The sequence below is a fragment of the Rhodanobacter sp. Root561 genome (assembly GCF_001427365.1).
Classification (GTDB): Bacteria; Pseudomonadota; Gammaproteobacteria; order Xanthomonadales; family Rhodanobacteraceae; genus Rhodanobacter.
In genome coordinates, this window is sequence record NZ_LMGH01000012.1 from 46,752 (window position 1) to 73,228 (window position 26,477).

Annotated in this window: 25 protein-coding genes and 3 tRNA genes; 18 read left to right on the forward strand and 10 right to left on the reverse strand. The window is 67.7% G+C overall.

All coding sequences use genetic code 11. The annotated features are described in order from the left end of the window. Positions 1 to 81: 81 nt before the first annotated feature. The 14 genes from ASD55_RS11155 (at position 82) to ASD55_RS11220 (ending at position 10,628) form a co-directional block, all read left to right on the forward strand. On the forward strand, positions 82 to 1,485 hold the full coding sequence (locus ASD55_RS11155; RefSeq protein WP_056766157.1) for an NAD(P)/FAD-dependent oxidoreductase: 1,404 nt from the start codon (positions 82 to 84) through the stop codon (positions 1,483 to 1,485). Then, positions 1,478 to 1,885, forward strand: a complete 408-nt coding sequence (locus ASD55_RS11160) for a DUF3293 domain-containing protein (RefSeq protein ID WP_056766159.1) — start codon at positions 1,478 to 1,480, stop codon at positions 1,883 to 1,885. Before ASD55_RS11155 ends, ASD55_RS11160 begins: the two co-directional genes overlap by 8 nt. A 59-nt stretch (positions 1,886 to 1,944) precedes the next feature. Continuing rightward, on the forward strand, positions 1,945 to 2,580 hold the full coding sequence (ccmA, locus tag ASD55_RS11165; protein ID WP_056766160.1) for a cytochrome c biogenesis heme-transporting ATPase CcmA: 636 nt from the start codon (positions 1,945 to 1,947) through the stop codon (positions 2,578 to 2,580). After that, positions 2,573 to 3,262 (forward strand): heme exporter protein CcmB, encoded by a 690-nt coding sequence (gene ccmB / locus ASD55_RS11170; RefSeq protein ID WP_056766162.1) that lies wholly within the window; start codon positions 2,573 to 2,575, stop codon positions 3,260 to 3,262. Before ccmA ends, ccmB begins: the two co-directional genes overlap by 8 nt. Positions 3,263 to 3,271: 9 nt before the next feature. After that, on the forward strand, positions 3,272 to 4,030 hold the full coding sequence (locus ASD55_RS11175) for a heme ABC transporter permease (RefSeq protein ID WP_056766164.1): 759 nt from the start codon (positions 3,272 to 3,274) through the stop codon (positions 4,028 to 4,030). Positions 4,031 to 4,035: 5 nt separating this feature from the next. Next, positions 4,036 to 4,233, forward strand: a complete 198-nt coding sequence (gene ccmD, locus ASD55_RS11180) for a heme exporter protein CcmD (protein ID WP_200946171.1) — start codon at positions 4,036 to 4,038, stop codon at positions 4,231 to 4,233. Positions 4,234 to 4,257: 24 nt separating this feature from the next. Next, positions 4,258 to 4,743: a cytochrome c maturation protein CcmE gene (ccmE, locus tag ASD55_RS11185; RefSeq protein ID WP_200946173.1), complete on the forward strand. Its 486-nt coding sequence runs from the start codon at positions 4,258 to 4,260 to the stop codon at positions 4,741 to 4,743. Continuing rightward, complete coding sequence (locus ASD55_RS11190; RefSeq protein WP_056766168.1) at positions 4,740 to 6,725, forward strand: heme lyase CcmF/NrfE family subunit; 1,986 nt, start codon at positions 4,740 to 4,742, stop codon at positions 6,723 to 6,725. Before ccmE ends, ASD55_RS11190 begins: the two co-directional genes overlap by 4 nt. Then, positions 6,722 to 7,264 carry a DsbE family thiol:disulfide interchange protein gene (locus tag ASD55_RS11195; RefSeq protein ID WP_056766170.1) on the forward strand — a complete coding sequence of 181 codons (543 nt, stop codon included), beginning with the start codon at positions 6,722 to 6,724 and terminating at the stop codon, positions 7,262 to 7,264. Before ASD55_RS11190 ends, ASD55_RS11195 begins: the two co-directional genes overlap by 4 nt. Next, the gene (locus tag ASD55_RS11200) at positions 7,264 to 7,710 is read left to right on the forward strand and encodes a cytochrome c-type biogenesis protein (protein ID WP_056714679.1); all 447 of its coding nucleotides are present in this window, start codon (positions 7,264 to 7,266) and stop codon (positions 7,708 to 7,710) included. Before ASD55_RS11195 ends, ASD55_RS11200 begins: the two co-directional genes overlap by 1 nt. After that, positions 7,707 to 8,759, forward strand: coding sequence for a cytochrome C biogenesis protein CcmI (locus ASD55_RS11205; RefSeq protein ID WP_056766172.1), 1,053 nt, complete (start codon positions 7,707 to 7,709; stop codon positions 8,757 to 8,759). Before ASD55_RS11200 ends, ASD55_RS11205 begins: the two co-directional genes overlap by 4 nt. 2 nt (positions 8,760 to 8,761) lie before the next feature. Beyond that, positions 8,762 to 9,886 carry a homoserine O-acetyltransferase gene (locus ASD55_RS11210; protein WP_056766174.1) on the forward strand — a complete coding sequence of 375 codons (1,125 nt, stop codon included), beginning with the start codon at positions 8,762 to 8,764 and terminating at the stop codon, positions 9,884 to 9,886. 47 nt (positions 9,887 to 9,933) lie between these two features. Further along, positions 9,934 to 10,515, forward strand: coding sequence for a cysteine dioxygenase family protein (locus tag ASD55_RS11215; protein ID WP_056714687.1), 582 nt, complete (start codon positions 9,934 to 9,936; stop codon positions 10,513 to 10,515). Between the two features lie 27 nt (positions 10,516 to 10,542). Next, a tRNA-Leu gene (locus ASD55_RS11220) sits at positions 10,543 to 10,628 on the forward strand. Positions 10,629 to 10,667: 39 nt separating this feature from the next. Here the strand turns inward: ASD55_RS11220 and ASD55_RS11225 are convergent. Next, the gene (locus ASD55_RS11225) at positions 10,668 to 12,605 is read right to left on the reverse strand and encodes a formylglycine-generating enzyme family protein (RefSeq protein WP_056766176.1); all 1,938 of its coding nucleotides are present in this window, start codon (positions 12,603 to 12,605) and stop codon (positions 10,668 to 10,670) included. 109 nt (positions 12,606 to 12,714) lie between these two features. Here ASD55_RS11225 and ASD55_RS11230 point away from each other — a divergent pair, with 109 nt between their 5' ends. Continuing rightward, positions 12,715 to 13,830 carry an HRDC domain-containing protein gene (locus ASD55_RS11230; RefSeq protein ID WP_056766178.1) on the forward strand — a complete coding sequence of 372 codons (1,116 nt, stop codon included), beginning with the start codon at positions 12,715 to 12,717 and terminating at the stop codon, positions 13,828 to 13,830. A 178-nt stretch (positions 13,831 to 14,008) separates the two neighbouring features. Further along, positions 14,009 to 14,084: transfer RNA gene (locus ASD55_RS11235), tRNA-Ala, on the forward strand. A 54-nt stretch (positions 14,085 to 14,138) separates the two neighbouring features. Here the strand turns inward: ASD55_RS11235 and ASD55_RS11240 are convergent. Both ASD55_RS11240 and ppk1 read right to left on the reverse strand, forming a co-directional pair. Beyond that, complete coding sequence (locus ASD55_RS11240; RefSeq protein ID WP_056766475.1) at positions 14,139 to 14,342, reverse strand: hypothetical protein; 204 nt, start codon at positions 14,340 to 14,342, stop codon at positions 14,139 to 14,141. A 190-nt stretch (positions 14,343 to 14,532) separates the two neighbouring features. Then, positions 14,533 to 16,707 (reverse strand): polyphosphate kinase 1, encoded by a 2,175-nt coding sequence (ppk1, locus tag ASD55_RS11245; RefSeq protein ID WP_056766476.1) that lies wholly within the window; start codon positions 16,705 to 16,707, stop codon positions 14,533 to 14,535. 243 nt (positions 16,708 to 16,950) lie between these two features. Here ppk1 and ASD55_RS11250 point away from each other — a divergent pair, with 243 nt between their 5' ends. Further along, positions 16,951 to 18,198 (forward strand): MFS transporter, encoded by a 1,248-nt coding sequence (locus ASD55_RS11250; RefSeq protein WP_056766179.1) that lies wholly within the window; start codon positions 16,951 to 16,953, stop codon positions 18,196 to 18,198. Positions 18,199 to 19,043: 845 nt separating this feature from the next. On the opposite strand, the gene murB is transcribed toward ASD55_RS11250, so the two are convergent. The 6 genes from murB to ASD55_RS11280 all read right to left on the reverse strand — a co-directional run bounded on the left by murB (position 19,044) and on the right by ASD55_RS11280 (position 24,586). After that, positions 19,044 to 20,072, reverse strand: a complete 1,029-nt coding sequence (gene murB / locus ASD55_RS11255; protein ID WP_056766181.1) for a UDP-N-acetylmuramate dehydrogenase — start codon at positions 20,070 to 20,072, stop codon at positions 19,044 to 19,046. A 10-nt stretch (positions 20,073 to 20,082) separates the two neighbouring features. Further along, positions 20,083 to 21,120 (reverse strand): quinone-dependent dihydroorotate dehydrogenase, encoded by a 1,038-nt coding sequence (locus ASD55_RS11260; protein WP_056766184.1) that lies wholly within the window; start codon positions 21,118 to 21,120, stop codon positions 20,083 to 20,085. Between the two features lie 3 nt (positions 21,121 to 21,123). Beyond that, positions 21,124 to 21,891 carry a class I SAM-dependent methyltransferase gene (locus ASD55_RS11265; RefSeq protein WP_056766185.1) on the reverse strand — a complete coding sequence of 256 codons (768 nt, stop codon included), beginning with the start codon at positions 21,889 to 21,891 and terminating at the stop codon, positions 21,124 to 21,126. After that, on the reverse strand, positions 21,884 to 22,657 hold the full coding sequence (locus tag ASD55_RS11270; RefSeq protein ID WP_056766187.1) for an SDR family oxidoreductase: 774 nt from the start codon (positions 22,655 to 22,657) through the stop codon (positions 21,884 to 21,886). Before ASD55_RS11270 ends, ASD55_RS11265 begins: the two co-directional genes overlap by 8 nt. 6 nt (positions 22,658 to 22,663) lie before the next feature. Beyond that, the gene (locus ASD55_RS11275) at positions 22,664 to 22,966 is read right to left on the reverse strand and encodes a DUF4190 domain-containing protein (RefSeq protein WP_056766190.1); all 303 of its coding nucleotides are present in this window, start codon (positions 22,964 to 22,966) and stop codon (positions 22,664 to 22,666) included. A gap of 84 nt (positions 22,967 to 23,050) precedes the next feature. Continuing rightward, positions 23,051 to 24,586, reverse strand: coding sequence for an aldehyde dehydrogenase family protein (locus ASD55_RS11280; RefSeq protein ID WP_056766192.1), 1,536 nt, complete (start codon positions 24,584 to 24,586; stop codon positions 23,051 to 23,053). Between the two features lie 145 nt (positions 24,587 to 24,731). Between ASD55_RS11280 and ASD55_RS11285 the strand changes: the two genes are divergently transcribed. Continuing rightward, positions 24,732 to 24,808, forward strand: a tRNA-Arg gene (locus ASD55_RS11285). A 47-nt stretch (positions 24,809 to 24,855) separates the two neighbouring features. Here ASD55_RS11285 and ASD55_RS11290 read toward each other — a convergent pair. Further along, the gene (locus tag ASD55_RS11290) at positions 24,856 to 26,415 is read right to left on the reverse strand and encodes a YdiU family protein (RefSeq protein WP_056766194.1); all 1,560 of its coding nucleotides are present in this window, start codon (positions 26,413 to 26,415) and stop codon (positions 24,856 to 24,858) included. Positions 26,416 to 26,477 lie beyond the last annotated feature (62 nt).

Sequence of the window (26,477 nt, forward strand, 5' to 3'; positions counted from 1 at the left end):
CCGGCCGCATGAAAGTCATCCGGGATTGCAGTCCCGCCCTGCTTGCGGAACAGTGGGCGAACCTCATCGACGGATCGCAGCATGGCGCAGCAACCCATCACCCTCATCGGCGGCGGCCTGGTCGGCGCGTTGCTGGCGCAGCAGCTGGCGCAGCGCGGCTTTGCGGTCGAGGTGTTCGAGAAGCGGCCCGATCCGCGGCTGGCCGGCTTTCTCGGTGGCCGCTCGATCAACCTGGCGCTGGCCGAGCGCGGCCTGCAGGCCTTGCGCAGCGCCGGGCTGGCCGACGACGTGCTGCAACGGGCGGTGATGATGCGCGGCCGCATGGTGCACGATCGCGACGGCCACAGCGCGCTGCAGCGCTACGGCGTGGACGACAGCGAGGTGATCTGGTCGGTCTCGCGCGGCGCCTTGAACATGCTGCTGCTGGATGCGGCCGAGGCGGCGGGGGTCACCTTTCACTTCGGCCAGAGCCTGGTCGCCGCCGATTTCGGGCAGCAGCGCATCCGGCTGGCGGACGGCGCGGGCGTGGAACGCGAACAGGCGGTGGGCCTGCTGATCGGTGCCGATGGCGCCGGCTCGGCCTTGCGCGCGGCGATGAACGCCCATGCGCCGCTGGGCGAGCGGATCGAAGCACTGGGCCACGGCTACAAGGAGCTGGAAATTCCGCCCGCCCATGAGCTCGCGGCCACGCTGCAGCAACTCGGCGGTGGTCGCGACCAGTACGCGCTGGAGCCGCATGCGTTGCACATCTGGCCGCGCGGCGGCTACATGTGCATCGCGCTGCCGAACACGGAAGGCAGTTTCACCGTCACCCTGTTCCTGCCCGCGCAAGGCGCGGCGCCCAGCTTCGCCAGCTTGCCCGACTCGACCGCAGCGGCAGCGTTCTTCAGCGAACAATTCCCCGGCCTGCTGTCGCTGATCCCGCGCTTCGCCGAAGACTTCGACCACAACCCGGTCGGCACGCTGTCCACCCTGTACCTCGACCGTTGGCATCTGGATGGCCGCGCGCTGCTGGTCGGCGATGCGGCACATGCGATCGTGCCGTTCCACGGCCAGGGCATGAACTGCGGCTTCGAGGACACTGTGGTGCTGGCGAACCTGTTGGCCGCAGCGCCCGGCGACAGCGCCGAGGTGTTCGCCGAGTTCCAGCGCGTGCGCCAACCGAACGCCGACGCGATCGCCGCGATGGCGCTGGAAAACTACGTGGAAATGCGCGACTCGGTGGCCGACCCGCACTACCTGGCCAAGCGCGAACTGGGCGCGCTGCTGGCCGCCCGCATCCCCGCCCATTACATGGCGCGCTACCGCATGGTCACCTTCACCCACCTGCCCTATGCCTATGCGCTGGAACGCGGCCGCGCCCAGGATCAATTGCTGGAACAACTGCTGCGCGAGAATCCGAACGTGACGACGATCGATATCGACGCGGCGGCAGCATTGTTTGTCTCCACCCTGCCTCCGCTGCCGGCGCTGCGTCATGGATGAGGCCCTGCTCGAAGCGTTCCGCTCGACCGCGTACCACGTGTGCATCGACACGGTGAACTGGGCCACGATCCGGGTCGACCTGCCCTTGCCCGCCGCATTGGCCGAGGTGGTCGGCGGCCGCTCGTGGGCCTTCATCACCGCCTGGAATCCGCAGGCACGCCGCCGCGCACCGGCCGAGAACCTGGCCGCCCAGCACGCCTTGCTGGGCGCTCTGCAGGCGCAGCCCGGCGCCATCGTGCTGCCGGCGATCGGGGTGGGCAGCAGCGGCTGGAGCGAACCCAGCCTGTTCGCCATCGGTCCGGACCTGGCCATCCTCGATGCACTGGCGAGGACGCACGGGCAGCTGGCCTATGTGCACGGCGAGGCCGCCGGCGCCGCCCTGCTGCGCACCGTGGCCTGAAGCTTCAGCGGCAGTGCGCCGCATGGACAGCATCGACGCCATTGCGGACAATCGCGGGAATGACTGCCGCCAGCACCGCCGTGCCCCTGCTCGAAGCGCGGGCCCTGAGTTTCCATCGCCAGGACGAACCGGTGTTCGCGCCGCTGGATTTTCAGCTGCACGCGGGCGAACTGGCCCTGGTCGAGGGCGACAACGGCAGCGGCAAGACCACCTTGCTGCGCATGCTGGCCGGCCTGCTCCACCGCGGCGAAGGCGAACTGCTCTGGCACGGTGAGACGCTGCAGCGCGACGCGTGCGCAGGCCAGATCCTGTTCCTCGGTCACCAGCTCGGCCTCAAGGCGGACCTGAGTCCCCGCGAAAACCTGCGCATCGCCGCGGGCCTGCACGGCACGCGCGAAGGCCTGGGCGTGGCTTCCGTGCTGGCCGACATCGGCCTGCGCGGTTACGAGGACGAGCCCGTGCGCCGCCTGTCGGCCGGCCAGAAGAAACGCGCGGCGCTCGCCCGGCTGGTCCTGCTGCCGGCCACGCTGTGGCTGCTCGACGAGCCGTACGCGAACCTGGACCGCATCGGCATCGCCCTGGTGAACCATTTGCTGGAGAAACATACCGACGCCGGCGGCGCAGCGATGGTCACCAGCCACGGCACGGTGAGCTTCCACGGCGGCGAGCCGCGACGGATCCGCATGCATGGCTAAGCATCCCGGCCTTGCCACCGCCTGCGCCGCCATGCTGCGGCGCGACCTCACCCTGGCCTGGCGCCGGCGCGGCGACATCGCGATGCCGGTGCTGTACGCGCTGATCGTGACCATGTTGTTCCCGTTTGCGCTGGGGCCGGAAGACACCTTGCTGCAACGGATCGCCGGCGGTGTGATCCTGGTCACCGTGCTGCTGGCGATGCTGCTGGCGCTGGATGCGATGTTCTCCAGCGACATCGAGGACGGTTCGCTGGAACAGCTGGTGCTGGCGCCGCAGCCGCTGGCGCTGGTGCTGGGCATGAAAATCCTTGCGCACTGGATCACCACCGCGCTGCCGCTGATCGTGATTGCGCCGCTGATGGCCGCGATGCTGCACCTGCCCGGCGTGGTGATTCCCGTGCTGTTGCTGGCCCTGCTGCTGGCCACGCCGCTGCTGAGTCTGCTGGGCGCGGTGCTGGTGGCGCTGACGGCCGGCACCCGGCGCTCTGGTATGCTGCTGGCCTTGATGTTGCTGCCTTTGTGCGTACCGGCCGTGATCTTCGCCGCCGGCGCCGTGGCGGCTGCCCAACAGGGTTTGCCGTGGCTTGCACCGATCGCCTGGCTCGCTGCCTCGCTGGTGCTGGCCGTGGTGCTGGCGCCGCTGGCCTGCGCCGCCGCCCTCCGTATTGCCCTGGACGCATGACGATTCACCATGTCTAACTGGATTCCGCTCTGGTTGCACCGGCTGAGCTCGCCGCCAACCTTCTACCGCTTCGCCGGAACGCTGCAGCCATGGGCGATGACGCTGGCCCTGCTGCTGGGTGCGGTGGCCCTGTACGGCGGCCTGGTGCTGGCCCCGGCCGATTACCAGCAAGGCGATGCCTACCGGATCATCTTCATCCACGTGCCCAGCGCGTGGATGGGCATGTTCATCTACGCGGTGATGGGCGTGGCCGGCTTCATCGCGCTGGTCTGGCGAATCAAGCTGGCCGAGGTCGTGGCGATGCAATCGGCGCCGATCGGCGCGGCGCTCACCTTCATCACCCTGGTCACCGGTTCGCTGTGGGGCAAGCCGATGTGGGGCACCTGGTGGACCTGGGATGCGCGGCTCACTTCCGAGCTGGTGCTGCTGTTCCTGTTCCTGGGCGTGATCGGCCTGTACCACGCGTTCGAGGATCGCCGCCAGGGCGCCCGCGCCGCCGCCTTCCTCGCCATCATCGGCGTCATCAACGTGCCGATCGTGCATTTCTCGGTGAACTGGTGGAACACCTTGCACCAGGGCAGCACGGTCAACGTGTTCGGCAAATCCACCATGTCCTGGGACATGCTGTGGCCGCTGCTGACGATGATGCTGGCCACCAAGTGCTACTACGCCGCCAGCCTGTTCCGCCGCGTGCGCACCGACCTGCTCGAGCTGGAAGGCGGCAAGGACTGGGTGCGCCAGATCGCCGAAAGCGAGGCCGACCGATGAACGCCCTGCAGCATTTCCTGGCGATGGGCGGTTACGCCGCCTATGTGTGGCCGGCCTATGCGCTGTTCTTCGTCGTGCTGATTGCCGACACCGTCGCGCCGCGCCTGCGCCGCCACCGTGTGCTGCGGGAACTTCGCGCACGGCTGGCGCGTCAGAGCGTGCGTCAGGAACGCAAACCCCCTTCCACTCCAGCATCCCCCTGACCGGGGCGGTTTTTGACCATGCCCATGAACCCCACCCGCAAGCGCCGACTCACCATCGTGCTGTCGATCCTCGCCGCGGCCGTCGTCGCCGCCGTGCTGGTCGTGCTGGCGCTGCAGAACAACATGAACTACCTGCTGACGCCGAGCCAGGTGCAGTCGGGCGAGGCGGCCAGCTACAAGACCTTCCGCCTCGGCGGCATGGTCAAGGCCGGCTCGATCCAGCGCGCCAGCGACTCGCTCAAGGTCACCTTCACCGTGGTCGACGCCGGCGGCGCGATGCCGGTGGAGTACACCGGCATCCTGCCCGACCTGTTCCGCGACAACCAGTCGGTGATCGCCACCGGCCACATGGACAACGCCCGCTTCGTCGCCACCGAAGTGCTGGCCAAGCATGACGAGACGTACATGCCGAAGGAGCTGAAGGACGCGATGGCCAAGGCGCACGAAGGCAAGAAGGTCGAAGAAGGCGCTGCAGCTCAGGACGCCATGCAAGGAAACCCCAAGCCATGACCCCCGAACTCGGCCAACTCGCGCTGATCCTCGCCCTGCTGCTGGCGCTGGCGCAGAGCATCCTGCCGCTGGTCGGCGCGTGGCGCGGCAATCGTGCGCTGATGGCGGTGGCGCGCCCGGCCGCGGCCGGTCAGGCGGTGTTCGTGGCGATGGCGTTCGGCATCCTGGCCTGGGCGTTCCTGCGCTTCGACTTCTCGGTGCAGTACGTGGCCGACAATTCGAACCTGGCGCTGCCGTGGTACTACCGCATCGCCGCGGTATGGGGCGCGCACGAGGGCTCGCTGCTGCTGTGGATCCTGATCCTCAACGTGTGGACGATCGCCCTGGTGGCGCTGAGCCAGAAGCTGCCCGAGGTGTTCGCTTCGCGGGTGATCGCGGTGATGGGCCTGATCGCGGTCGGCTTCCTCGCCTTCATCATCTTCACCTCCAATCCGTTTGGACGGCTGTTGCCGATGCCGGGCGACGGTGCGGACCTGAACCCGGTGCTGCAGGACCCGGGCATGACCTTCCATCCGCCGATGCTGTACATGGGCTACGTCGGCTTCTCGGTGGCGTTCGCGTTCTCGATCGCCGCCCTGCTCGGCGGCGAGCTGGAACAGGCCTGGGTGCGCTGGGCGCGGCCGTGGACCAACATGGCCTGGGCCTTCCTCACCTGCGGCATCGTCGCCGGCAGCTGGTGGGCGTACGCCGAACTGGGCTGGGGCGGCTGGTGGTTCTGGGACCCGGTGGAGAACGCCAGCTTCATGCCGTGGCTGGTCGGCGCCGCGCTGATCCATGCGCAGGCCGTCACCGAGAAACGCGGCTCGCTGCGCGCGTGGACCATCCTGCTGTCGATCTTCGCGTTCTCGCTGTCGCTGCTGGGCACCTTCCTGGTCCGCTCGGGCGTGCTCACCTCGGTGCATGCCTTTGCTTCGGACCCGCGCCGCGGCGTGTTCATCCTGGCCTTCCTCACCATCGTGGTGGGCGGCTCGCTGCTGCTGTACGCGTTGCGTGCACCGAAGGTGCTGGGCGGCAAGGCGTTCAACGTGGTGTCGCGCGAAACGGTGTTGCTGATCGGCAACCTGATGTTTGCCGTGGCGGCGGCGATGGTGCTGCTGGGCACGCTGTTCCCGCTGATCGGCGATGCGCTGAACCTGGGCCGGATCTCGGTGGGCCCGCCCTACTTCGGCTTCCTGTTTCCACTGCTGATGGCGCCGGTGGTGCTGCTGATGCCGTTCGGCCCGTTCCTGCGCTGGGGCAAGGGTGATGCGCCGGTGCTGAAGGGACTGCTGCTGCGGGTCGTCGTCGCCGCGCTGGCGTGCGCGATCGTCGCGGCCTTCCTGGTCGACGGCAACCTCAAGGCGATCGTCGGCGTCGCCGCCGGCGTGTGGGTGGTCGTCGGCGTGCTGCTGTATGCGATCAAGCGCTGGCGTGAAGCGCCGCGTGGCCGACGCTACCCGGGCGAGATGGCCGGCATGCTGCTGGCGCATCTGGGCGTGGGCATCTTCGTGATCGGCGTGCTGCTGTCCGAATCGCTCAGCGTGACCCGCGACGTGCGCATGGCGCCCGGCGAGACCCAGCACATCGGCAGCTACGATTTCCGCTTCGACGGCGTGCACCACACCGCCGGCCCGAACTGGACCGCCGACCAGGGCACCGTCACGGTTACCCGGGGCGACAAACAGATCGCCGTGATGCATCCGCAGAAACGCACCTACCCGCGTGGCCAGGTGCAGACCGAATCCGCCGTCGACGCCGGCATCACCCGCGACCTCTACGTGGCGCTGGGCGAGCCGATGGACGCGAACAACCTCGAAGGCGCGTGGGCGCTGCGGCTCTACACCAAGCCGTTCATCCGCTGGATCTGGGGTGGCGGCCTGCTGATGATGCTGGGCGGCGTGGTTTGCGCCACCGACAAGCGCTTCCGCCTCAAGCGGGCGGCGAAGGCTGAAGGCGTCGTCGATGCCGGCGCCACGCTGCAGGTCGGGGAAGGCCGCGCATGAACCGCCTGCTTCCTTTCATCGGCTTCATGCTGCTGGTCGGCCTGTTCGGCTTCGGCATCTGGTGGAACACCCAGCACGATCCGAACGCGATCCCCACGCCGCTGCTGAACAAGCCGGCGCCGGAATTCAACCTGCCCAAGCTGTACGAGCCGACCCAGCAGGTCAGCAAGGCCGACCTGCTGGGCAAGCCCTACCTGCTCAACGTGTTCGCCAGCTGGTGCATCGAATGCGGCGTGGAGCACCCGGTGCTGAGCGCCGAGGCGCCGACCCTGGGCGTGCAGCTGGTCGGCTACAACTACAAGGACCCGCCGGCGGATGCGAAGAACTGGCTGGCCAAACACGGCAATCCGTACGCCCTGCTGATCGCCGACGAACCAGGCAACACCGCGATCGACTTCGGCGTGTACGGCGCGCCGGAAAGCTTCCTGATCGATGCGAAGGGCGTGATCCGCTACAAGCACATCGGCCCGATCACGCCCGAGGTGATGGCGAAGGAACTGAAGCCGGCGATCGCAGCGATGCTGAAGGAGGCGCCGTGATGCGCCGGTTGCTGCGGGTGTTCCTCGTCGCTTCGCTGTTGCTGGGCGGCTTCGCTTACGCGCAGGCGATCGAGCCGATGCCGTTCAAGGATCACGCGCAGGAACTGCGCTTCCAGCACCTCACCCATCAGCTGCGCTGCCCGATGTGCCAGAACGAAACGCTGGCCGATTCCAACGCGCCGATCGCCCGCGACCTGCGCAACCAGATTTTCAGGATGATGCAGGAAGGCAAGAGCGACGACGAGATCAGGCAATACCTGGTCGCCCGCTACTCCGAGTTCGTGCTGTACGACCCGCCGCTGACCGTCGGCACTTCGTTGCTGTGGTTCGGCCCGCTGCTGATCCTGCTGGGCGGCGCCGGCGTGGTGCTCGTGCTGATCCGCCAGCGCAGTCGTGCCGCCCGCACCATGGATGAAACACCAACCGATTCCGGGGACGACTGGTGAAGATCGCTTTTGTCGTGATTGCTGCCGCGATGGTCGCGGCGGCACTGGCCTTGTTGCTGTTGCCGCTGCTGCGCCAGGGCCGCGAAGCCGGTCGCCCGCGCAGCGTGTTCGCGCTGGCCTTGCTGATCGCCCTGGTGTTGCCGCTCGGCACCGGCACGCTGTACCTGCTGGTGGGCACGCCCAACGCGTTGAACCCGGCCAGCAAGCAGGCACCGCCCTCGCTGACCATGGACCAGGCGCTGACCGAACTGCGCACCCATCTGCAACAGCAGCCGGACGACCTGCAGGGCTGGATGCTGCTGGCCCAGACCAGCAGCATGCTGCGCCAGCCGGCGAATGCGCGCGATGCCTTCGGACACGCACTGAAACTGGACCCGAACAACGCCGAGGCGATGATCGGCTGGGCCGAAAATGATTCGATGACGCGGGCCGACCATCGCATCGAGGGTCGCGCGCGCGAACTTCTCGTGCAGGCGGTGAAGCTGCACCCGGACAGCCAGCGCGGCCTGTGGCTGCTCGGCATCAGCGATTTCCAGAATGGCGACTACCGCGACGCCGCCGCCACCTGGCGTTTGCTGCAACCGCAGCTGGAACCGGGCTCGAACGTGGCCAAATCCGTCGCCGAGCAGATCGCCGTGGCCGATGCCCGCGCCGGCGGCGCACCGGCCGGTGCATCGTCGAGCGCCGCCGCCAGCGCCCCACAAGGCGCCGCGCTGCAGGTGCAGGTCGCGCTGGCGCCGGCGCTGAAAGGCAAGCTGGCCGCGGGCGATGTGCTGTTCGTCTACGCCCGCTCGCCGGATGGCCCGCCGATGCCGCTGGCGGTGGCGAAACTCGATCCCGCCAGCCTGCCCGCCACGGTCACGCTGACCGACGCGATGGCGATGACGCCGGCGTTCAAGCTGTCCTCGGTTGCGCGGGTCTTCGTCGGCGCGCGGATCAGCCACGGCGGCCAGCCCGAGGCCCGGCCCGGCGACCTGGAAGGCGACGCCGGGGTGGTCGCGGTGGACAGCACGACGCCGATCAAGATCAGCATCGACAAAGTGCATTGACCATGGGCGACGCGCGCCGTTACCTCGCCCTGTCCTCGCCCTTCCCGATGAAGCGCGGCGGCGAACTGCACGGCGCGCACGTCGCCTACGAAACCTGGGGCACGCTGAACGCGGCCCGCGACAATGCCGTGCTGGTGCTGACCGGCCTGTCGCCCAGCGCACACATGACCTCATGCGACGAGGACCCGACGCCCGGCTGGTGGCAGGACATGGCCGGCCCCGGCAAGGCGATCGACACCGGGCGCTGGTTCGTGATCTGCGTGAACTCGCTGGGCAGCGACAAGGGCTCCACCTGCCCCGCCTCGAACGATCCGGCCACCGGCGAAGCCTATCGGCTGAGCTTCCCCGAACTGGCGCTGGAAGACGTGGCCAACGCGGCGCACGCCGTGGTCGACAGCCTGGGCATCACGCAACTGGCCTGCCTGATCGGCTGCTCGATGGGCGGCATGAGCGCGCTGGCCTACATGCTGCTGCACCCGGGCAGCGTGCGCACCCACATCAGCGTGGACACCGCGCCCCAGGCGCAGCCGTTCGCGATCGCGATCCGCTCGCTGCAGCGCGAGGCGATCCGGCTCGATCCGCAGTTCAACGACGGCCGCTACGACATCCATGCCACGGAGGGCGGCAGTTATCCCGACTTGGGCATGAGCATCGCGCGCAAGCTCGGCGTGATCACCTATCGCTCGGCGATGGAGTGGAACGGCCGCTTCGCCCGCATCCGGCTCGATCCGGAGCAGCGCGAGGACGAACCGTTCGGCCGCGAGTTCCAGGTGGAGTCCTACCTCGAAGGCCACGCCCGGCGCTTCGTGCGCAACTTCGACCCGAACTGCTACCTGTACCTGTCGCGCGCCAGCGACTGGTTCGACATCGCCGAATACGGCCACGGCAGCGTGCACGAAGGACTCAAGCGCATCCACGTCGAACAGGCCATGGTGATCGGCGTCAGCACCGACATCCTGTTTCCGCTGCAGCAGCAGGAGCAGATCGCCGAAGGCCTGCAAGCCGCTGGTGCCCGGGTCGAGTTCGTGGCGCTGGATTCGCCGCAAGGCCACGACGCGTTCCTGGTCGACATCGAAAACTACAGCCGCGCCATCGGCGGCTTCCTGAACCGGCTGGCGGCCGGCTGATCGCCGCGCTGCTAAGCTAGACAGCTCCCGCATTCCCCGAGAACGCCATGCTTACCCTGGATTTCCCCGGCAGCCGCACCCTGATCGACGCCATCGACGCCGCCGTGGCCAAGTCGACCACCCACGAGCTCACCGACAGCCTGCGCAACAGCCTGTGCAGGATGATCCGCGACAAGTCGGTGACCCTGCCGGAATGCGTGTTCGAGGCGAATGCCGAACACTACGCGCGGCGCGAGCTGTACCGCAGCGAGGAGCACGGCTACTGCGTGGTGGCGATGACCTGGGGGCCGGGCCAGGGCACGCCGATCCATGACCACGACGGCATGTGGTGCGTCGAGGGCGTGTGGAACGGTGCGCTGGAGATCGTGCAGTACGAATTGCTGGAACACGACGACAAGCGCTACTGCTTCCAGCCGGTCGGTTCGATCCAGGCCGGCGCCGGCTCGGCCGGCAGCCTGATCCCGCCGCACGAATACCACAGCATCCGCAACCCCAGCGACGACGCGGTCACCGTCAGCCTGCACATCTATTCCGGCCCGATGGTCCGCTGCTCGGTGTTCCAGCCCCTGCCCGAGGACCGCTGGTACGGACGTGACGTGCGCCAGCTGGGACTCGACCGCGTGCACTGAACCCGGCATAATCCCCCGCTCACACATGCCGGTGTGGCGGAATGGTAGACGCGGCGGACTCAAAATCCGCTTGTGGTGACACAGTGGAGGTTCGAGTCCTCTCACCGGTACCAGCTTTCGAAGAACCCCGCCTCGCGCGGGGTTTTTCATGCCTACAGCTCGCGCACCACGCGGAAGCCCACGCGGGCGCTGCGGGCGTCGCCGTTGGCGCCCTGGCGATAGGCCGATTCGACCTGTTCGGGCGAACTGCCCCAGGAACCGCCGCGCAGCACGTGGGCGCGGCAGCCGGGGTTGACCCAGGCACTGCCGTCGGTGGGCGCACGCAGGTAGCTGTCGTGCCAGCAGTCGACCACCCATTCGGAAACGTTGCCGTCGATGTCGAACAGGCCGAACGGGTTGGCGGCGAAGCTCATCACCGGCGCCGGTCCCCAGTGGCCGTCGCGATAGCCGCGGAAGGCGTTGCTCCAGCGTCGGCCACTGCGTGAGCGGTCGGCGGAGCCGGTCAGGTTCTCCACCGGGTGCGACGGCACCCCGTCGCCCCACCAGTAACGTGTCTTCGTGCCACCGCGCAGCGCGTACTCGAACTCCGCTTCGCTGGGCAGTCGATAAGTCTTGCCGGTGCGTTGCTGCAGCCACGCCGCGTAAGCCGTGGCATCGGCCCAGGACACGTTCACCACCGGCAGGTTGTCGTCGGCCTTGCGACCAGCGTAGTCGTCTTCCCAGGTGGCGGTGCTGTCGTCGCGCAGGACGCCGCTGCGCTCGTCGTACACGCTGGCGCCACCCAGCCGGATCGAATCGGGCACGTAGCCGCTGGCACGCACGAACTCGCGGAACTGGGCCACCGTCACCGCGCTGCGCGCCATCGCGAAACCGGTGGCGATGGTCACCGCATGTTGCGGTTGGGACGAGGCGAGCCGATCGCTGTCGCTGGCCGGTGCACCCATCATGAAACTGCCGGTGGGAATCACCACCATGGTGGGCGCCTTGCCCGGCAGGTCGACATAATGGTCGGCAAAGGCCTGGCCGGGCTTGTAGCTGGCGTAGAGACGCGCGTTGACCAGTTGCTCGTCGAGCGCCGGCAGCCCTGTCAGGTCCGGATCGATCGCGCGAACCTGCCCGGCCAGCTTGATGGCCAGGGTCACGTTGCCGGCATCCAGCGCGGTATGCGCCTGGGCAAGTATTCCGCGGGCACGCTGCTCGCGCATGTCGTCCACGCGCTGGTGCACGTCGCGCATCTGCTGGGTGCCGGGACGGATCTGCTGCGCCCTGGCCAGTTCGTGGTCGGCGCCGGCGAAATCGTTCTGCGCCACCGCCGCCAGCGCCCGGTCCAGCACGGCACGCTGCACCTGAAGGATGCCCTGCTCGGCCACGGCATTCTGCGGGTCCAGCTTCTGCACGTCGCGATACAGGTCCAGCGCGCTGCCACCGTCGGGGCGGTCGGCCTTGCCCTGCTGCAGCAGGCCCGCTGCCCGGGCCAGCATCGGGCGCACCTTCTCCAGCGTCTGCAGGCCGGTTTCCAGTTGCGCCACTTCGGCTTCGGCGTTGGGCAGCGTGCGCAAGGCGTCGAGCAGGTCATGCGCGGCGTCCACGTCACCCACCGCGATGTCCTGGTCGATCTCCGCCACCAGGCGCGCGCGCACGTCGAACAGGCCCTGCACGGCGCGGCGGCTGTCGGGCTTCTGCTTCAACGCCTGCTCGAACAGGGCCGCAGCGCTGTCCTCGCCGCCGGCCAGCGCGCCCGCATGCAGCGCCCTGGTGGCCTTGTCGAGCAGGGCCACCACTTCGGGCGGGTCGGCGCTGAGCTGTTTGGGCAGGTCGGCCTTGGCGCTGTTGCGCGCGGCGATCACCGCAGCCGGCGCCAAGGTCAGCGGCGGCCCGGCATTGAGTTCGCTGATCGCCGTTGCGCGCTCCGGCTGCAGGCCGCTGCCCAGCGTCGCGGTGCCCAGCGACATCGAACGCCGCGGCGCCTGGGTCGGATCGACGTGGAACAGGCGCGGAAAAAAGTGATAGGTCAGCGCAAACCCCAGCACGATCACCCCCAGCGCACCACCGAGAAAACGCTGACGCTGCAGGTTGGCGTTGTTCGGCATGGATGGGCGTCCTTGGGCGCGGCCTGTTATCGTGCGCTGCTCACCATAGGCACAAACCGCCGACAGGGCAATCCGCGCGAGTGACCGCGCCGCCTTCCAAGGAGTACCGATGTCATTGCCCGAAACCCCTGCCGCCGACTGGATCGACACGCTCGACGCGCTGCAGGCATGGTTGGCCACGATACCGGCAGACGCCGCCGTGGGCCTGGACACCGAGTTCATGCGGCGCAATACGTTCTATCCGCAGCTGGCCCTGCTGCAACTGGGCTGGAACGGTCGCTACGCCCTGGTCGACCCGCTGGCCTTCGACATCGGCCCGGCGTTGCAGCCGCTGCTGGGCGCCGGCCCGGCCGTCACCATCATGCACAGTGCCAGCGAGGATCTGGAAACCCTCTCGCCGTTGCTGCCCGATGGCCCGCACACACTGTTCGACACCCAGATCGCCGCCGCCTTTGTCGGCATGGGCCTGGGCATCAGCTATCGGGCGCTGGTGGCCGAACTGTCCGGCGACGAACTGGACAAGGGCGAGACCCGCTCGGATTGGCTGCAGCGTCCGTTGACCGCGTCGCAGCGCAGCTATGCCGCGCTGGACGTGGTCTATCTGAAAACCATCCACGAACAATTGAACGAGCGCCTGCGCCAGCGTGACCGCAGCGCGTGGCACGCCGAAGACTGTGCCCGCCTGAAGCAGCGCGCCAGCCATCGTGACGGCGACCCGCAGCCGCAACGTGCGCTGCGTGGCGCTGCCGAATGGTCACCCGAACGCCAGGCCCTGCTGCGCCGCCTGCTGTTGTGGCGCGACCGCAGCGCGCGTCGACTCGACGTGCCACGCCCCTGGCTGCTCGACGACAACCTCGCACTGAACCTGGCCGAGTTGCCGCCGACCCATCTGGCCGACCTGGAACAGCGCAGCCGCGGCCAGCGCGCTCTGCGCTCGGCGCAACGCAGCGAACTGTTCGAGCTGATTGCGCCCACCGTCAGCGCCGAGGAAATCGCGACGACCGCAAAAATCCCGGCCCACCCGCAGGGCGCGGCGAAGAAGGCGCTGGGCGAGATGAAGCAACTGGTCGACACCCGCGCCGGCGAACTCGACCTGCCGCCCGGCCTGCTGTGCCCACGCAAGGTGCTGGAGGAATACGTGGTCACCGCCGAATGGCCGGACTTCCTCGAAGGCTGGCGCCGCGAGGTGCTGCACGACGACCTGCCCGGGCTGCTGCCGGACTGAGCGCCGCACGTCCTGGTCCGCCGTTCGACCGGAACGCAGGCGCGCAGCGCGAAGTCGAAAGGCTCACCCGTCCGCGCAAGCCCCTCCGGCACAGGGTCGATGGATCGCCGCGCTTCACCATCCGCCAGCCGGGGTCTTGGCGAACCCCACCCACGCTGCTAATATTCGCGGCTTCCGTGGGGCGGTAGCTCAGCTGGGAGAGCGCCACGTTCGCATCGTGGAGGTCGTGGGTTCGATCCCCATCCGCTCCACCACGGATTTTCAAAAAAGCCCGCGGCTTCCGCGGGCTTTTTTCTTGGGCGTTCGCCTCACAGGCTGACGAACCGGGGAATCGCGACCAGCACCACGCCAATGATGATCAGCCACGCGGTGCCGCTGACGAAATACGGAAACACCATCAGGGCGATGCCGCAGACCAGCGGCACGATCGCGCGCTGCTTTCTGCCGTAGACGAAGAAGCCCAGCCCGATCGAGCCGAACAGCAGACCCCACCACAGCGTCGATGCGTTCAAGGCAGCTCCCGGCAATTCGCCCGATGTCGGCGCATCGTACTCCGCGGCCAGGGCGGTCCGTGGAATGAAACTGCTCAACGGCGGATCACCACCGGCAACGCGGCGATGCGCGCGGCCGGGCTATCCAGCAGCACTCTCCCGTACCCATCAAAACCGGCGGGCATGGCCCGCCCTGCGCGATGCAGCTGGTTCAGTGCCCGTTGCCGTTGCCGGCCCCTGCCCCGCACAACTTTCCCAGCAGCTCGGCCTGCATGTCGTGGATCGGCTCGCCGGCGGCCGGCAGAGGATGCAGGTACTCGCCGTCGGCCTGCAGCAGCGAGGCGCCGATGTTATCGGCGAGGCACAGCTCCAGCACCTGGGTGATGCGCTGCTGCATCCGCTTGCCCTCGATCGGGAACGCCGTTTCCACGCGGCGATCGAGGTTGCGCTCCATCAGGTCGGCGCTGGACAGGTACAGCAGTGGCTCGCCGTGGTTGGCGAACCAGTACACGCGGCTGTGTTCGAGGAAGCGACCGATGATCGAACGCACCCGGATGTTTTCCGACACGCCTTCGATACTTGGCCGCAGGCTGCAGATGCCGCGCACGATCAGGTCGATCTGCACACCGGCGATGCTGGCCCGGTACAGCGCGCGAATGACGGTCGGTTCGGTCAGCGCGTTGAGCTTGAGGATGATCCGCGCCGGCCGGCCCGCCGCGGCGTGCGCCGCTTCACCGGCGATCATTTCCAGCAGCCGGGGCTTCAGCGTGAATGGCGCATGCAGCAGCTTCTTCATGTGCAGCACGGTGCCCATGCCGGTCAGTTCGCTGAACAGCTTGTGCACGTCCTCGCACAACGCCTCGTCGGAGGTGAGCAGGCTGTAATCGGTGTACAGCCGCGCATTGCCGCTGTGGTAGTTGCCGGTGCCCAGGTGGGCGTAACGCACCAGCTCGCGGCCTTCGCGACGCTGGATCAGCATCATCTTCGCGTGCGTCTTGATGCCGACCACGCCGTAGATCACCATCGCGCCAGCCTGCTGCAGGCGCGAGGCCAGGCTCAGGTTCGACTCCTCGTCGAAACGCGCGCGCAGCTCGACCACCGCGGTCACTTCCTTGCCCGCGCGGGCCGCGTCGACCAGCGCGTCGACGATTTCGGAATTCGCGTTGGTGCGGTACAGCGTCTGCTTGATCGTCAGCACCTGCGGGTCGACCGAGGCTTGGCGCAGCAGGTCCACCACCGGCGCAAACGACTCGTACGGATGCAGCAGCAGCACGTCCTGCTTGCCGATCACCTGAAACAGGTCCTCGGCGTGACGCAGCTCCTTCGGCAGCGCGGGCGTGAACGGCGGGTACTGCAGCCGCGGGTAATTCACGTGGCTGGCGATGCGGAACAGCCGCGCCAGGTTCACCGGGCCGTTCACTTCGTAAAGCTCCGACTCGGCCAGGCCGAACTGCTTGAGCAGGTGATCGGTCAGGTCCTTCGGGCAGTTGTCGGCCACTTCCAGCCGCACTGCGTCGCCGAAGCGGCGCGAGTAGAGTTCGCCACGCAGCGCCAGCGCCAGGTCCTCGACGTCTTCCGGGTCCAGCGTGAGGTCGGCGTTGCGGGTCAGCCGGAACTGGTAGCAGCCGAGCACCTCCATGCCGGGGAACAGTTCTTCCGCATGGGCATGGATGATCGAGGACAGCAGCACGTAGTTGTCGCCGCCCTCGCAGATCTCGGCCGGCATCTGGATCAGCCGCGGCAATACGCGCGGCGCCGGCACCACCGCCAGGCCGGAGTCGCGGCCGAACGCATCCACGCCGTCCAGCCGCACGATGAAGTTGAGGCTCTTGTTGACCAGCAGCGGGAACGGATGGGTCGGGTCCAGCCCGATCGGCGTCACCAGCGGCGCCACTTCCGCCCGGAAATAGCGGCGCACCCACAGCCTCTGCTTCTGCGTCCACTGCTGGCGCCGCACGATGCGGATGCCTTGCGCGGCCAGTTCCGGCAGGATGCGCTCGTTGAGGATCGCGTACTGCCGCTCGATCTGCCGGTGCGCGATCTCGCTGATCATCAATAGCGCACGCTTCGGCGGAATCCCGTCCGGGCCGATCAGCTCGTGGTCCAGCGCCACCTGGCCCTTCAGCCCTGCCACCCGGATCTCGAAGAACTCGTCCATATTGCGCGAGAAGATCAGCAGGAATTTCAGCCTTTCCAGCAGCGGCGTGCGCTCGTCCAGCGCCTGGTCCAGCACGCGGATGTTGAACTGCAGCTGCGACAACTCGCGGTGGATGAACAGCCGGGGATCGCCCAGGTCCGTCGCCGGCGCGATCGCCGTCGAGGCATCGTTGGCGGCCGGCGTCGCGGTGCCGGGCGGCGAGCTCTCGTGGATCAGGCGGCTGTTCATGGTGACACCGGCTTGGCTCATGCAGGAATACGTCGGGACATCGTAGCGCGGCAGGGGCAAGGCCCGGGTGACGACGGCCGCGACAGGTCATCCCCGGCTCAGTCTGCCGCACGCGCTTGACGGTCAGATGACAAGTCGGCCCGGTGGAAGCACGACGCCGTACCCCTGGCACATGCGGGTTCGCCGCCACTGTCCTAAGGTAGGGCCTCCCCGCGTCGTACCCCACCCAGTCAAACACCGCCCATGCAGACCCGCGTCGAAAGCGCTCCGCTCTCCCCTTCCGCGATCCCCGCATCCACGACTTCCATCCCCGCCAGCGAACCCACCCAGTTCGTCGTGCTCGGCGGAATCAGCTTCGCGCACATGCTCAACGACATGATCCAGTCGCTGATCCTGGCGATCTATCCGTTGTTGAAGGGCAGCTTCCACCTGAGCTTCGCCCAGGTCGGCCTGATCACCCTGACCTTCCAGCTCACCGCCTCGCTGCTGCAGCCACTGGTGGGCATGGTCACCGACAAGCGACCGATGCCTTACTCGCTGCCGGTCGGCATGGGCTTCACCCTGTGCGGCCTGCTGTTGCTGGCGGTCGCGCCGAATTTCCCCGTGCTGCTGCTGGCCGTGGCCCTGGTCGGCACCGGCTCGTCGGTGTTCCATCCGGAATCGTCGCGGGTGGCGCGGATGGCTTCCGGTGGTCGACATGGCCTGGCGCAGTCGCTGTTCCAGGTCGGCGGCAATACCGGCTCGTCGCTGGGTCCGCTGCTGGCGGCATGGATCATCGTGCCGCACGGGCGCGGCAGCGTGGCGTGGTTCTCGCTGGCCGCCCTGCTGGCCATCGTGGTGCTGCTGCAGGTGGGGCGCTGGTACGGCCGCCATCACGTGGCGCGCAGCAAGTCGCCATCGCGGCACCTGGATGTGATCGCCCTGTCGCGCAACCAGATCATCGGCGCGCTGGCGATCCTGGGCCTGCTGATCTTCTCCAAGTATTTCTATCTGGCCAGCCTCAGCAGCTATTACACCTTCTACCTGATCCACAAGTTCGGCGTGTCGGTGCAGAGCGCCCAGGTGCACCTGTTTGTGTTCCTGTTCGCCGTCGCCGCCGGTTCGCTGATCGGCGGACCGGTGGGCGACCGCGTGGGACGCAAGTGGGTGATCTGGGTGTCGATCCTGGGCGTGGCCCCGTTCACCCTGCTGCTGCCCCACGCGAACCTGATGTGGACGGGTGTGCTCACCGTGGTGATCGGCCTGATCCTGGCCTCCGCGTTCTCGGCGATCCTGGTCTACGCGCAGGAGCTGATTCCCGGGCGCGTCGGCATGATCTCGGGACTGTTTTTCGGCTTCGCCTTCGGCATGGGCGGCATCGGCGCCGCGATACTCGGCGGCCTGGCCGACACGCACGGCATCGAATATGTCTATGGCCTGTGCGCGTATCTGCCGCTGATGGGGCTGATCACGGTGTTTCTGCCGAGTATCGAGAAGCGGGTTCGCGATTGATGCGCGCGCGGGGCGCTTTGGCTCAAAGCGGGAGAGCCGTTCGTCCTCCGTGCAGTGGATAAGCCTCATTTTCTGAAGCAAGAGCTCAAGTGCAGAGCGGTCGATCGCCTTCGGCGACCGAGTCACTTTTCTCTTGCGTGGCCAAGAGAAAAGTAACCAAAAGAGAAGGCCACCCCGCTTGGCGCTTGCCGGACTCCTGTCCGGCAAGTCCGTGAGCCGGGGCCGGGCTTTTCGAACGGGCATCCTGCCCGTGCGAAAAGGCGTTGCCATCCGTGGCAACGCCCGCTGCGCGGCCTGTCGACCCCGGCTCACCGCCGCACAAGGGACCCCGGTAAAGCAGCGGGCCATCGTGGCCCGCACTCGGTGATGAAGCTGAAAAGCAAAAGCAAAAAGCCAGAGCAAAAGCTCCGGTCGCCGCGGCTTTGCTCTTGATCCGGCTCTTCTGAAAAGTACGCGCAGGATGCGCGTCGCTCTACCCGGGGCCCCTCTGCAGCGGCGAGGCGGGGTCGACAGGCCGCGTANTGCTCTTGATCCGGCTCTTCTGAAAAGTACGCGCAGGATGCGCGTCGCTCTACCCGGGGCCCCTCTGCAGCGGCGAGGCGGGGTCGACAGGCCGCGTAGCGGGAGCCGACAGGGATGTCGGCTCCTTTTCGCCAGGGCAGGATGCCCTGTCGAAAAGCCCGACCCCGACTCGCGAACCTTGCGGACAGGATGTCCGCAAGGCGCGGAAGCGGGGTGTCGTTTTCTCTTGGGTACTTCTCTTTTGGACAAGCAAAAGAGAAGTACCTCGCCCTCCGAAGGAGGACGAAAGCTCTTGCTCCGAGTGCTCCAAGAGCAATAGGCGCTCAGCGCGCGCCGATCACCACCGGCTCAGGTTCCAGCTGCACGCCGAACCTGGCGTGCACGCCGTGCATCACCTGCTGCGCCAGCGCCCACAGTTGGGGGCCGGTGGCGTGACTGTGGTTGACCAGCACCAGCGCGTGCCGGTTCGAGATGCCGGCATCGCCTTCGCGGAAACCCTTGAAGCCGGCGGCTTCGATCAGCCACGCGGCGGAAAGCTTGCTGCGGCCATCCGCTTGCGGCCAGGCGGCCAGTTCGGGATGCTCGCGTTTCAGCGCATCGGCCAGCGCGGCGTCGACGATGGGGTTCTTGAAGAAGCTGCCGGCGTTGCCGATCACGGCCGGATCGGGCAGTTTTTTCGTGCGCAGGTGCACGACGGCTTCGGCGACGTGGAAAGGTGCGGGCTTGTCGATGCCCATCCGCGCCAGCTGCTCGTCGATGCCGGCGTAGTCGGTGCGCAGTGCGCGGTGGCGGGGCAGCACGAAGCGCACGGCGGTGACGATGTAGCGACCTGGCTCGTGCTTGAACAGTGAGTCGCGATAGGCGAATGCGCAGGTGGCGTGGTCCAGCGTCACCACGCGGTGCTGGCGGGTATCCCACGCTTCCACACTCTCGACGAATTCGGCCACTTCGCAGCCGTAAGCACCGATGTTCTGGATCGGCGCGGCGCCCACGGTGCCGGGGATCAGGATCAGGTTTTCCAGGCCGGCGTAACCCTGGCCCAGCGTCCAGCGCACGAAGTCGTCCCAGCGTTCGCCCGCGGCCACCGCGATGCGTGCGCTGTCGCCGTCGCTTTCCACCTGCACGCCGCGGGTTTCCATCGCCAGCACGGTGCCGTCGAAGTCACCGGTGAACAGCATGTTGCTGCCCTCGCCCAACACCAGCAGGCGGCCGTTGCGCACGGCGGGAAAGTCGAGCAGTTCGGGCAGCTTGCTGGCGTCGCGGATTTCCGCCAGCAACGTGGCGCGCGCATCGACGCGCAGCGTGTTGCGGTTCACCAGCGAGGCGTTTTCTATCAGCGTGTAACCACCCATGTCGGTGCGCTCAGACGGCATGGGCGGCCTCGCGCTGGCGACGGATTTCGTTGACGCATTCGCCGACCAGGTGCGGGCCGCGATAGACCAGGCCCGAGTAGACCTGCACCAGCGAGGCGCCGGCGTCGAGTTTCTCGGCCGCGTCGCTGCCTTCGAGGATGCCGCCCACGCCAATCAGCGCAATGCGTCCCTGCAGGCGCTTGTGCATGCCGGCGAGTACCGCGGTGGACCGCGCGAACAGCGGCTTGCCGGACAGGCCGCCCGCCTCGCCGCCGCGCGGGTCATCCGCCACCGACTCGTGATCGATCGTGGTGTTGCTGCAGATCACCCCGTCGATGCCGGTGCGCAGCAGCACCTCGGCAATCGCATCCAGCTCCGCTTCGGACAGATCCGGGGCGATCTTCAGCAGCATCGGCTTGCGCTTGCCGGCTTGCGAACCCAGCCGCTCCTGCGCCGCCCGCAGCACGGAAATGAACTTGTACAGCGTGGCTTCCTGCTGCAGGTCGCGCAGTCCGGCCGTGTTCGGCGAGGAGATGTTCACCGTGACGTAGCTGGCGTGTTCGTAGACCTTGTGCAGGCAGGTCAGGTAATCGTTGACCGCCTTCTCGTTCGACGTGTCCTTGTTCTTGCCGATGTTGATGCCGAGCACGCCGTGGTAGCTGGACTGCTGCACGTTGCGCACCAGCGCATCGACGCCGCCATTGTTGAAGCCGAGCCGGTTGATGATCGCCTCGTGCCCTGGCAGGCGGAACATGCGGGGCTTGTCGTTGCCCGGCTGCGGCAGCGGCGTGACCGTGCCGACTTCGATGAAGCCGAAGCCCAGCGCATCGAGCGCGTCCAGGTATTCGGCGTTCTTGTCCAGGCCGGCCGCCAGGCCGACCGGGTTCGGAAAGGTAATGCCGAACACCGTGGTGGGCAGGTCCGCCGGCGGCTTGGCGATCCAGCGGGCGAAGCCGCTGCGCTGGGCCACGCCCAGCCCGTACAGGGTGAGGTGGTGTGCCTTCTCGGCGTCGAGCTGGAACAGCAGCGGGCGCAGGATGTCGTACATGGATCAGACCGGTTGGCCCGCGAAGATGCGGGTGTCGTAATCGAAGCTTACCGTGCCGTCTTCGGCGCAGTTGTCGAACAGTTCGCGCAGCGCCTGCAGCATCGGCTCATGCTGCGGATGTCCCGCCTGCGGCGCATACGAGGATGACATCAGGCGCCCGCACAGCGCGTCGAAGTCCAGCCGCTGGCCGTGCCCGAAACTGGCGCTGCCGCGGTAGCCGGCGCCGAACCAGACGCGCATGTGTGCATCGTCGGCGTAACGCTCGGCCACGCTGGTGTAGTCGGTGCCGAAGCGCAGCAGCAAGGCCTCGTAACCTTCGAGGAAGCGCGTGCCGGTGAGCCGGCGCGAATTCCACCAGATCACTACCAGCCCTTGCGGACGCAGGATGCGCGCGAACTCGCGCCGCGCCGCTGCCTCGTCGAACCAGTGGAACGCCTGCGCCACGGTGACCAGATCCACGCTGGCATCGGCCAGCTTGGTGGCGTCGGCGCGGCCGTCGACGGCATCGAAGCCGTCGTACCCGCGCAGCCATTGCTCGGCGGCGGCGCGCATCGGCGCATTCGGCTCTACCGCCGTCACACGGTAACCCGCATCGAGGAACATCTTCGAGGAGATGCCGGTGCCCGCACCCACGTCGGCCACGCGCCAGTGGCTGTCCACGCCCTGCTCGCGCTGCAGCCAGTCGAACAGCGCCACGGGATAGTCGGGGCGATAGCGCACGTAGTCGTCGACGCGATCGCTGAAGCGTGTGGTGGACTGGAAATCAGCCACTGAGCATCTGCCCGCCGTCGACGACCAGGGTCTGGCCGGTGATCCAGCCCGCGAACGGGGAAGCGAGGAACAGCGCGGCGTGGGCGATTTCCTCCGGCGTGCCGAAGCGGCCGAACGGAATCTTCGCCAGCGTGGCGCGGTACAACTCCGGCTGCTCCACCCGGCGCCGCTCCCACAGGCCATCGGCGAACGCGATCGAGCCGGGCGCGATCGCGTTGACGCGGATGCGCTCGCCGGCCAGCGCCAGCGCCTGCGAGGTGGTGTACTGGCTCAGCGCCGCCTTCACCGCGGCATAGGCCGCGCCGTTCGCACGCGGACGGAAGGCCGCGATCGAACTGGTGTGCAGGATGCAGCCGTGGGCCGACGCCTTGAGATGCGGCAGCGCCGCGCGCGAGGCGCGCACCGCGGCCATCAGGTCGACGTTGAAGCCGGCCAGCCAGCTCTCGTCGCCTTCGTCGAAGCCGTAACCGCTGGCGTTGTTGACCAGCACGTCGATGCCGCCGAGCGCGTCGGCGGCATTCGCCACATAAACTTCGATCGCCGAGGCGTCGGCCAGGTCACAGCCTTGCGCGTGCGCGACCACGCCGTGGGCCGCGATGGCCTGGCGAGTTTCCTCGAGAGCTGTTGCGCCACGGGCGCAGATGGAGACCCCGGCGCCAGCGGCGGCAAAACCCAGCGCGATGCTGCGGCCGATGCCACGGCTGCCACCGGCCACGACGACGCGAAAGCCGCGGAAATCGAACGGAGCCGGCAGCGCCTTGTTCATGCGCCGTCAGTGCCAGCCGGCAAACGCGAAACCGAAGATCAGCACCGCCATCAGCAGGAAGATGCCCAGCACGCACAAGGCCAGCTGGACGTAGCCGAGCACCAGCCCGGCCACCGCCATGCCGTCACCTTCCATGCGGTGGTCGATCGGGCTGCGGCGGATCTCGCCGCGTGCCAGGTGACCGCAGACGATCGCCACCAGCGCACCGATGAACGGCAGCAAGATCCACGTCAGGATGCCGAACACCAGGCTCACCACCGCCAGCGAACTGGTCGTGTTGCCCGGGCGATAAGACGGTTGATAGCTCATCGTTCGCTCACTCGTGAGGGAGGTGGCACAACGCCTTCATGTATCGGACGGCCACGGACGGCGAACGCCCGTGGCCGACTTTCGTCACACCGTGAACTTGATGCCCTGCGCCAGCGGCAGCGCGTCGGAGTAGTTGATGGTGTTGGTCTGGCGGCGCATGTAGACCTTCCACGCATCCGAACCGGATTCGCGGCCGCCGCCGGTTTCCTTCTCGCCGCCGAACGCGCCGCCGATCTCCGCACCCGAGGTGCCGATGTTGACGTTGGCGATGCCGCAGTCGGAACCCGCCGCCGACAGGAACTGCTCGCCCGCGCGCAGGTTGTTGGTGAAGATCGACGAGGACAGGCCCTGCGGCACGTCGTTCTGCATGTCGATGGCTTCGTCCAGCGTCTTGAACGGCATCACGTAGAGGATCGGCGCGAACGTCTCGGTCTGCACCACGTCGTCGGAATTCTTCACGCCGGTGACGATGGTCGGCAGCACGAAGTTGCCCTTGCGGTCGGTCAGCGCCTTGCCGCCGGTGCGCACGGTGCCACCGGCGGCCTTGGCGTTCTCCACCGCCTTCAGGTAGCCCTGCACCGCTTCCTGGCTGTTCAGCGGACCCATCAGCGTGGTGGCCAGGGTCGGATCGCCGATCTTGCCCTCGACCTGCTGGTAGGCCTTGACCAGGGTATCGACCACGCCGTCGAAGATCGATTCCTGCACGAACAAACGGCGCGTGGTGGTGCAGCGCTGGCCGGCGGTGCCGACGGCGCCGAACACGATGCCCGGGATCGCCAGCTTCAGGTCGGCGGTTTCATCGAGGATGATCGCGTTGTTGCCGCCCAGCTCCAGCAGCGAGCGGCCCATGCGCTGCGCCACGCGCTCGCCGACCATGCGGCCGACCTTGGTCGAGCCGGTGAAGCTGATCAGCGGGATGCGCTTGTCGTCGACGAAGGCCTGCGCCAGGTCGCTGCCGGCATCGTTGAACAGGAAGAACAGGTCGGGGAAGCCGGCGTCCTTCAGCGCCTCGTTGCAGATCTTCATCGTGGCGATCGCCGACAGCGGCGTCTTCGGCGACGGCTTCCAGATGCAGATGTCGCCGGCGATGGTGGCCAGCATGGCGTTCCACGCCCACACCGCGACCGGGAAGTTGAACGCGCTGATGATGCCGACCAGGCCCAGCGGATGGTACTGGTCGTACATGCGGTGGCCGGGGCGCTCCGAATGCATGGTCGAGCCGTACATCATGCGGCTCTGGCCCACCGCGAAGTCGGCGATGTCGATCATCTCCTGCACTTCGCCATCGCCCTCGGGCTTGATCTTGCCCATCTCCAGCGCCACCAGCGAACCGAGCGCGTCCTTGTGCTTGCGCAGCGCCTCACCGCACAGGCGCACCGCTTCGCCACGCTGCGGCGCGGGCGTGGTGCGCCACACCTTGAACGCGGCCTGGGCGCGCTGGACGATCACCTCGTAATCGGCGGCGCTGGACGCATGCACGGTGCCGAGCACTTCGCCGGTGGCCGGGTTCACCGGCTGCAACGCGCCGGCGTCGGTGGTTTTCGACCACTCGCCCTGGCCGAGGTAGCTGCCGGACTGCTCGCCGTCGAGGCCGAGCGCGCTGAGGATTGCATGGGACATGGATGTCTCCTGGACATGCGGCGCCTGCCGGCACCGTGGATGAAATCGGTAATTCGCCATTCTAGCAGGGGCAACCACCTTGCTCCCTCCCTCTGGCGGCAGGGGAGCAGCAGAACCGCGCGATCCATGCGAAAATCCCGGCGCTGCCCTCGTAGCTCAGTTGGATAGAGCGGCCCCCTCCTAAGGGGCAGGTCGGACGTTCGAATCGTCTCGAGGGCACCATTTTCCGATCACGAAGGCCGGCATTGCCGGCCTTCGTGCTTTCCGGCTCAGGAACTGCACGACAGCATCGAGCAACCGGCCTTGTGCCGCGCCCAGTCCGGGCGCCTCTGCGCGAACGCCTCGCGGCCGGGCTGGTCGTCGTACGGGTGGCGCAACACGTCGAGCAGCTCGGTGATGCCGTCGAGGTCGCCCTGCTCGGCGCGGTCGATCGCCTGCTGCGCCAGGTAATTGCGCAGCACGTAACGGGGGTTGGCCAGACGCATCTGCTCGCGACGTGGTCCGGCCGACAACGGATCGTCGGCCAGCCGCGCCGCGTAGCGGCGCAGCCAGTCGTCGAGCGCCGGCTCGGCCGCGCGACGTTTCGCCTCGTCGTAGAAAGCCGCGGCGAATGGCGCCAGCGTGGGCGCCCGCGTGTCGAGATCAGCGAGTGCGCGAAACCACAGCGTCATGTCGATCTCGGCCTGCTGCAGCAGGGACTGCAACGACTGCATCAGGGCCACGTCGTCATCGCGGCATTCGGCGAAGCCGAGTTTCGCGGCGATATTCGCCCGATCGGCAGCGGCATGGGCGGCCGCGTAGCGATCCAGCCCCGCCTGCAGCGGCGCCACGTCGGCGAACAGCGGCGCCAGCGCGCCGGCCAGCCGACTCAGGTTCCACCAGGCCACGTTCGGCTGCTGGCCGAAACGGTAGCGGCGACGCTGCGCGTCGGTGGTGTTCGGCGTCCAGTCCGGGTCGTAGTTGTCGATCCAGCCGTACGGACCGTAGTCGATGGTGAGGCCCAGGATCGACATGTTGTCGGTGTTCATCACGCCATGCACGAAGCCCACCCGCATCCAGTGCGCAATCATCGCGGCGGTGCGCTCGCAGACCTGGGCAAACCACTCCGCGTACAGCGCCTCGCCCTGCCCCTGCAGTTCGGGGAAATCACGCCGGATGGCGAAGTCGACCAGTTGCCGCAGCAGACCGATGTCGCCGCGCGACGCCGGCAGTTCGAAGTTGCCGAAGCGGAGGAACGAAGGCGCCGCGCGGCAGACGATGGCGCCCGGCTCGGTGGCCGCGTTGCCGTCGTAAAACATGTCGCGCAGCACCGGCTCGCCGGTGCCGACCAGGCTCAGCGCCCGCGTGGTCGGCACGCCCAGGTGGTGCATCGCCTCGCTGCACAGGAATTCGCGTACCGACGAGCGCAGTACCGCGCGACCATCCGCGCCGCGCGAATACGGTGTCAGGCCCGCACCTTTCAGCTGCAACTCCCAACGTTCGCCGGCGGCATTGATCACCTCGCCCAGCGAGATCGCCCGGCCATCGCCCAACTGCCCGGCCCAGTGGCCGAACTGGTGGCCACCGTAGTTCGCCGCATACGGCTGCATGCCGTCGAGCAGCGCGTTGCCGCCGAACAGTTGCGCAAATTCCGGCGCAGCGATCTCGGCTTCGCTGAACCCCAGCGTGGCGGCCATCTCCGCCGAATGCGCCAGCAGCCGCGGCGCAGCCACGGGCGTGGGATCGATCCGCGAATACAGCGCGCCTTCGACCTGGCGCAGACCTGCGCCCTGCTGCGGATCACCGGGCAGGTCGCGGACGAAGGCGTTGTCGAAGCGCAGATGGAACATGCTGATAGTGACCGCGGGAGGTGCTGCCTATATCCGGGCGACCGCCCCGCGATGCAAGGCGT